Genomic DNA, 8,147 nt, shown 5'->3' on the forward strand with positions numbered 1-8,147 from the left:
ATGTCAGATATACTGTTTAAGAACGCTGTTATAGTCAATCCTGACGGCCAAAGCAAAAAAGATGTACTTGTTTCCGCAGGTAAAGTGCTGGAAATTGCCGACGAAATTGCTGTCAAAAAGAACTACGAAGTTATAAATCTTGAAGGTGCTTATCTTTGCCCCGGTTTTATAGATATGCATGTGCATTTGCGCGAACCCGGTCATGAAGAAAAAGAATCTCTGGCAACCGGTCTGTCCGCGGCAGTACATGGTGGCATTACGGCTGTCTGCACTATGCCCAATACCAATCCGGTTATAGATAATGAACATTTTATAAAATTTTTGATTGATAAAGCCTGGGAGATTAATAAGGCCAAGCTTTACCCGATCGGCAGCATAACCAAAAAGCTGGAAGGTCAGGAACTGAGCGAGATGGCTTCTATGGTCAAAGCCGGAGCGGTGGCTTTTTCCGATGACGGTCAGCCTGTTGAAAATATGCTGGTTCTGAGAAGGGCCCTGCAATATATTAAACCTTATAATAAAGTATTGGTTCTACATTGCGAGAACAAACTGCTCAGTTATGAAGGTGCCATGAATGAAGGAAAGTACTCCACAATTTTAGGTTTGCCAGGTATTCACCGGTCATCCGAAGAAGCAGCAATTGCTCAGAGTATGGAAGTGGCAAAATATTTCGGTCGGATTCATATCGCTCATGTGAGTACCCAAGGGTCTGTAGAATTAATCCGTCAGGCCAAACAGCGTGGTATTCAGGTAACAGCTGAGACAGCGCCGCATTATTTTACACTCACCGAAGAAGCGGTAAAAGACTATAATACCAATTGCAAAATGAACCCGCCCCTGCGTACGGAAGCTGATCGTATTGCTATTATTGAGGGTATTAAGGATGGTACAATCGATGTAATTGCTACTGATCATGCTCCGCATACACTGGATGACAAAAATAAAGAGTTTAATATTGCCGCTTTCGGGATCATCGGGCTGGAAACAGCTGTCATGCTAGCCATGCAGGTTCTGGTAGGGGAAGGAAAAATTCCTTTGGAAACAGTTGTCAGATGCTTTTCCACTAACCCGGCAAATATAATCGGTATCAACAGCGGGTATATAAAACAAGGAAGTGTAGCCGATTTAACAATTATTTCTCCCAATAAAAAATGGGAAATAAAAGAAAGTATGTTTTACTCCAAAAGTAAAAACTCTCCTTTTATTAAAATGAAAGGAACAGGAAAGGCTGTAATGACCGTAGTTAACGGGAACATAGTTTGGAGAGAATAATGAAACAGGAAAAGACTATACTGGTGCTGGAAGACGGCAGATACTTTGAGGGTAGCAGTTTTGGCGCAACCGGAGAAGTAATCGGAGAAGTCGTATTTAATACCTGTATGTCAGGATATCAGGAAGTGCTTACTGACCCATCCTATAAATATCAGATAGTTTGCATGACCTATCCGCTTATTGGAAATTACGGTGTTAATAAGGAAGATGTGGAATCAAACGGAGTGCAGGTTAGCGGTTTTGTTGTCAAAGAATACAGCAAATCATTTTCTAACTATCGTGCTGACGGAAATTTGGACGATTATTTAAAATCGCAAAAAGTAATGGGCATTCAGGGTATAGATACACGGGCGCTAACCAGCCATATCCGTGATAAAGGCGCCATGTTGGGAATAATATCCACTCTGGAAACTGACCCTAAAGTATTACAAAAAAAGTTGCAACATGCTCCCAAGATGACCGGTATGGATCTGGTCAAAGATGTAACCGTGAGCAAGGAATATAGTTTTTCCGATAGGTCTGACTGTAATTTGTTGGCTTATCCTGATGTTAAAACTAAAGGCAAATTTAAAGTAGCGGTTTATGATTATGGTTGCAAACGAAATATATTAAGAAAGCTTAATGACAGAGGCTGTGAGCTAAGAATTTTCCCAGCGCAGAAAAAAGTTCAGGATATTATTAAAGAATACAAACCGGACGGTTTTTTCCTGTCGAACGGCCCAGGCGACCCGGCGGCAGTTTCTTATGCCATTGAAAATGTTAAAGAGTTGATCAAAGAGAGTATCCCTACCTTTGGAATATGTTTGGGGCATCAGATCATAGGTCTGGCGCTGGGCGCGAAAACATTCAAGTTGAAATTCGGTCACCGCGGCGGCAATCAACCTGTAAAAAATATGGCAACCGGCAGAGTCGAAATAGCTTCACAAAACCATGGTTTCGCGATTGATCCCGATACAGTAGATAAAGACACTGTTATTTCGCATATCAATCTGAATGATCAGACAGTGGAAGGGTTATATCATAAAAAATATCCTTTGTTTTCTGTGCAGTACCATCCTGAAGCGTCTCCCGGGCCTCATGACAGTGACTATCTTTTTGACGAGTTTATCGAACTTATGAAAACCAGATGACCGAAAAAGTTTTTACGGTTTCGGAAATTACCCGTTATTTAAAAAATTCAATTGAAAAAGACGCTCAGCTGCAAAGCCTCTGGATACTCGGTGAAGTATCCAATGTCAGATCATATCAGTTTGGTAATCAGCTATATTTCACTTTAAAAGATGAATCGGCACAGATCAGTTGCGTTATTTTTTCATCATATCACCCTTCCTTCGAACTTAAAGATAATATGCAGGTCATAGCCCGGGGAAAAGTATCTGTTTATGAAAAGCGGGGAGTATATACTTTTCAGGTTTATTACCTCGAACCTTCAGGCATTGGTGCGCTGGCTATAGCCTTTGAACAGTTAAAACAAAAACTGGGGAAAGAGGGTTTATTTAACGAGGAATACAAAAAAGCCATTCCACTGTATCCCAGACGTGTTGCTATTGTTACATCACCTACCGGAGCGGCTTTGCATGATGTAGTAGCCACTATACGGTCGCGCAATCAGTCTGTACAGATTTTTATTATTCCCGCTGTAGTGCAGGGTGATGGAGCCGCTGCCAGTATTGTTCGCGGTATTGAAATCGCTAATAGTTATGGCGACCTGGATGTGCTCATTCTGGCCAGGGGTGGAGGCAGCATAGAGGAGCTCTGGGCATTTAATGAAGAAGTTGTCGCGCGGGCTATTTTTAATTCAAAACTTCCGGTTATATCGGCTATCGGGCATGAGGTAGATTTTACAATAGCCGATTTTGTTGCTGATGTCAGGGCCGCTACACCCACTGCCGCGGCTGTAATGGTTTCTTTATCCAAGGATGAATATATACAATACTTTACAGGTTATAAAGAAAAAATAAAGCATATTTTGATAAATAAATTGCAGGAAAAGCAAATGTTCCTTGCTGACTTGAATTATGATCTTTCTTCCGCAATATCACTTATTATTCAAAGAAGAAAAGAAACATTGCTGATATTAAGCACAAGATTAAAAGGCCTGGATCCGATGATTTCCATTAATAAAGGTTATGTCTTAGTTCGTAAAGGCAACAAGATAATCAAATCGGTAAAGGATATTAATCCTGACGATTCCGTCATTCTTAGCTTTCATGACGGTGATATTAGCGCCATTATTCGTTAATTCCAGACTGTTTACACCAATTTTCACCAACTATTGGCACTTTGTTTTTGATTTTTTTTTTGGTGTAATCATTACAACTTATAATTTTTTTGCCCGGGAAAATTGGATGGTCGTAAAGTTTTCAGGGCAGCAACACATTAAAAAAAAAGAATGTAATAAGGTGTTAAATATCTGAATACATACAAAAAATCGCACGATATTTTTAAGTAGGCATTTTGTGAATGGTAAAAAAAATAAACCATGATAAAATAAACAGATGCCTTTCCGACAGACAATATTAAGGAGGAAAGTTAAAATGAAGAAGTTATGGATCATCGCTAGCGTTCTCTTGTTTTCGATACTTTATGCGTCAACAGTTTCCAATGTACAGATTACAAATGTCACGGACACCAAGTTTTGTGTGTCCTGGACCAGCAGTACCTCTGAGCCGGGGACTATTAACTATGGTACCACAGTAGCTCTGGGTACAAGAGTTGGTGATCTCAGGGGGCAAGGCAACTATACCTTGCATTACGTGGAAGTCCCTGTTTCCAACCCAAACACTACTTATAATTTCGCGATAATTTCCGGAGCCACTTCTTCTGGAAATTATACTGTAAAAACAGGGCCCACTCTTTTTTACAGTGATTGGACTTTAAAAGCTGGCGGTGTTTTTGATAGAAATTGGACTGTAACTTCTGATGTACTTTATACTATGTATCTTGAAGACGTTAATAAAAACAGATCGCAACTGCGCAGCGGACTTGCCAACACAGTTAAAAGCAATGGAATACAGGTAGATGGCTGGCAGGCAGAAATCGGTCAGTTTCGCGTACAGGATTTAAGCGCTATTTTTACTTATACTAACGCCGATTTTCTTGTTATCAACAGTGTTAAACAGGACGGGACTTCAGATCAGTTAAGATTTCCTTTAAGCAGAGCAACAGCAAATTATGCTATTACTCCCAATATTTTCCCGGTTATTGAAGATTTTTCAACTGGAGTAAACAAATGGACAGCATCCGGTGCATTGAATTTAATTCCTACTACCAACGCTTTCTGGGGCGCAAATGGTATGCAGGTTAAGATCAATAACGCCAGCAACTATTTCGGAGGCTATGCTTCCAGATATATTTATGACGGTCAGTTTATGGACTGGGGTCAATACAAGTATGTACGTGTTGCCTTAAAAAATATCGGCAATATTGGCGGTCTTGTAAAAATTGATGTTTATGACAATGACAAAGAAACATATTCGGCTGATACAGCTGAAATTTATGAAGTAACCATGAACTTAACTAAAAAGGATGTATGGAAAGAAGTATATATCCCGATCAATAATATTATTTTGAAGAAAGTCAGTGGCAATGTGGATGGTATATTTAATCCAAACCAGATTGTAACCAACAACATTTATCCCGGAGTTCTTATGTTAGGAATGTCTTTTATTGCTAGCTCCGTTGCCGGTAGTATGAACATACTGGTTGACGAGATTCATCTTGTAAACAATTTGTCCTATGGGACAGATGTGAATAACGACGGTGTTGTGGATGCTGTAGAAACTTCTTACGGATTCAGCACAGCTACAACCAATTATATTTTGACGGATACAGACCTTGATGGAATTAGTAACTATGCAGAAATGACCTATGGTACCAGTCCTCTGGTCGCCAATCTGTTTCCAGTAATAGATAATTTTGAAGGTCACGGATATACATGGGTTACAGCAGATTCCTTAAGAACTGCATATGTAAACACAACCGATACATCAGTACCGGCTAACGGAGCCAAATCTATCCAGTTTATGGGTAACGCGGTAAATTACTATGCCGGTTTTGCCAGCGCTTGGGTAAAAGACGGGTCAATAGACTTCAATAAAAGCTATAACAGCTTAAAGTTTGTTGCGCAGAACCTGGGTCAGATCGGCGACAGAATTAAAATTCAGCTGCAGGTTTCCTGCAATACCGGAATTGATAAATGGGAATTTGAACAGGTTTTTAACAACAAAAATCAGTGGTCTTACTTTACAGTACTTTTGAACAAATTCACCCGTACTGCCGACAGCACAGGTGATGGCCTGATGAATATGGCTTCCAATGGTGATAACGGCCGTTTAAATTTAGTAGGAGTTTCCTTGATAAGCCGTACATCTACCGGGTCCATAAGCTTGTACTTTGACAATCTGCAGGCTTCTACAGAAAATATTTCTAACGATACTGACGGTGATGGTTTACCAAACGTCTGGGAAATTGCCCAGGGGTTGGACCCCAATAGCGCGTCAGGTAATAATGGCGCTAACGGCATGCCCGCGGGCGATGGTATTACCAATATTGACAAGTATTTTGCCGGCCTTTCAGCCAATGTAAGATATCCATTCCCAACCATTGAAGACTTTATGCCCACAGTTAACGGCTGGAGCACAACCAATACGTTAAGAGCTGTATATACTACCGGTAACGTAAATCTTTTAGGCAATGCTGTAAATTACTATGTTGGCAACTACAACAAATATGTAGGCAGCTATCTGTTCGATTGGACACCATATGCGTATATTCAGGTTGATTTGCGTAACGATGGCAAACCAGGCGACAAACTGTCCTTGTCAATTATTGATCAGGATACTCCTACCTTCGCAATTATAGCCGGTGGAGCAGACAAGTATTCTATGGACCTGAATTTCCCCGACACAGGTAACTGGCATACATACTATATTCCTGTATCTGCTATGAAGCTCAGCACCAGCCAGGTCGGTAACGGTGTTCAGGATTTCCAGCCTATAGCGCCCAACTATCCGGGTGTAGCTATGATCCTGTTTGATGTAATCAGTCAAATAGCGACAGGTAACGTTGATATCAGAATGGCTTCCATATTACTGACAAAGAATATTGCAGCCAATGCCTTTAAATATGGCGACTATTATGTAACAGGAGTTCAGCCGCAGCAGTCTACAATCAATCTGCAGATCGGTTGGAATATAATCCATACAGGTTTAACCGGTAATTACACAGTTAGCCAGATAGTAAGTTCTATTAACGCTCAGGGTGGTAACGTTGCCGAAGTTTGGAAAATGACGAACGGTTTATGGCAAGTTTATCCTGGAACGAACTTTAATGTAAATTATGGTGAGGCATTATGGGTGAACAGCAGTGTGGTCAGCTTTTATGTACCTCAAGGGCCTATGGCTACCGATAAAATCTACAACTTGGCTTCAGGTTGGAATGGTATAGGTAAAGCACATGGTCAGCCATATACAGTAAAAGAGCTTGGACAGGAAATTAATAGTAGTGGTATCATACTCGAAAGAGTTATGACCCTGCAAAACGGAACAATGATATTCTATGATTTCACTACCAATACTGGTACCAACTTTAACATTGAAAAACTTACCGGATATATGTTGAAACTTACCAACAGCCTGAACTGGCATCCGGCGAAATAAGAGGTAAAAAGTGTTAAAAAAACTATCTAGTATTGCTTTTGTTCTGGTAATCCTAGTCGGGGGTGCTCTCGCGAGCACTCCCGTTTCTATTACTACGGCTAACCATAATCAGAACGGCTTTACAGTAGTTTGGTATTCCAATACCGTGGAAACAGGTAGTGTTTATATTGGAACAACAACAACCAATGTTGTTACGGAAAATACAGATGTTAGAGGATCTTCCTACGCGGATAAGATTCATTATGTTACTATAACCGGACTTAATCCTGCTACTACCTATTATATAGCGGTCAAGTCAGGTTCAACCTTAGACAATAACGGTGGCAATTTTTACCCGGTCATGACATCGCAGGCCAACTTTTCGGCCCCTAACGGTGTTACATATCTGGGTAATGTGCTTGCTTATCAGACAGCGCTACAAGTTACCCATGATGTAATTGTTTTTGCTAAAGCTACCAAGACCAGCAACGGCTCGGTCAGCATGCCGCTGGTCAGTTTATATAATCAGGGTATTTCTACAACACCTTATGATATGCAATATTTTACCAATAATAACTTTGTAGATTCTTCCGGCGCAGCTTTTAACGTAGCGTTAAACTCAGATATGATTACCTTTTACGGCTGGTCGGCAAACGACGGGTTCGGCGGAGACATGTCCAAAACGGCAGTATACAAATCTACCGCGGATATTTCTTTAAGCAGATCGACCATCAGTCCGTCAGGCAACGATACTACGACTCCTAATAGCGTTACAGGTGTTAGCGCGGTATCCGGAGTAGGGCAGATAACCCTTAGCTGGACGCCATCAAATAGCACTAACAATGCAGGAACATTGATCAGGAGAAGTGTAACCGGTTTCCCGGCCTCAGTAACCGATGGAGCGACAATTTATCAGGGGAACGGCAGCAGCTTTATCGATACCAGTCTTACTGCGGGTATTACTTATTATTATGCCTTGTTTGCTTTTAACGGCGGAATTCCGCCTGTTTATGCTCCGGGTGTTACGGCATCAGCTGTAGCCCTGCCCCCTGTTACCACAAACAGCGGAGCCATGCTGGAAAATTTTGAAGACGGTAATAATATAAATCTCTGGGGATTTTATGATTGGACATACGACGATACATTAGCTCCGAATTTTGGAAATTCTACAATTAATATGAGTATTAATAATGTTGACGCTGCAAACGGAACTACATATTCCGCCTATCTGAACTA

At 40.9% G+C, this 8,147-nt stretch carries 5 protein-coding genes; all 5 read left to right on the top strand.

The window, feature by feature from the left end; genetic code table 11:
• Nucleotides 1-1,272, top strand: coding sequence for a dihydroorotase (locus PHV30_03255; protein MDD5456033.1), 1,272 nt, complete (start codon nt 1-3; stop codon nt 1,270-1,272).
• A complete protein-coding gene (carA, locus tag PHV30_03260; GenBank protein ID MDD5456034.1) occupies nt 1,272-2,402 on the top strand; it encodes a glutamine-hydrolyzing carbamoyl-phosphate synthase small subunit in 1,131 nt (376 codons plus the stop codon). The genes PHV30_03255 and carA overlap by 1 nt, the downstream gene beginning before the upstream one ends.
• Complete coding sequence (xseA, locus tag PHV30_03265; protein MDD5456035.1) at nt 2,399-3,514, top strand: exodeoxyribonuclease VII large subunit; 1,116 nt, start codon at nt 2,399-2,401, stop codon at nt 3,512-3,514. Before carA ends, xseA begins: the two co-directional genes overlap by 4 nt.
• A gap of 295 nt (nt 3,515-3,809) precedes the next feature.
• Nucleotides 3,810-6,932: a thrombospondin type 3 repeat-containing protein gene (locus PHV30_03270; protein ID MDD5456036.1), complete on the top strand. Its 3,123-nt coding sequence runs from the start codon at nt 3,810-3,812 to the stop codon at nt 6,930-6,932.
• Between the two features lie 10 nt (nt 6,933-6,942).
• Nucleotides 6,943-8,147, top strand: a 1,205-nt coding sequence (locus PHV30_03275; GenBank protein MDD5456037.1) for a fibronectin type III domain-containing protein, incomplete at its 3' end; no start/stop codon positions are given.

It is taken from the genome of Candidatus Margulisiibacteriota bacterium (assembly GCA_028715625.1).
In the GTDB taxonomy this organism is placed as follows: Bacteria; Margulisbacteria; Riflemargulisbacteria; order GWF2-35-9; family GWF2-35-9; genus JAQURL01.

Excerpts from the sequence above, each read along its gene's own strand:
- PHV30_03255 (MDD5456033.1), top strand. The coding sequence starts at position 1 with ATGTCAGATATACTGTTTAAGAACGCTGTTATAGTCAATCCTGACGGC.
- carA (MDD5456034.1), top strand. The coding sequence starts at position 1,272 with ATGAAACAGGAAAAGACTATACTGGTGCTGGAAGACGGCAGATACTTT.
- xseA (MDD5456035.1), top strand. The coding sequence starts at position 2,399 with ATGACCGAAAAAGTTTTTACGGTTTCGGAAATTACCCGTTATTTAAAA.
- PHV30_03270 (MDD5456036.1), top strand. The coding sequence starts at position 3,810 with ATGAAGAAGTTATGGATCATCGCTAGCGTTCTCTTGTTTTCGATACTT.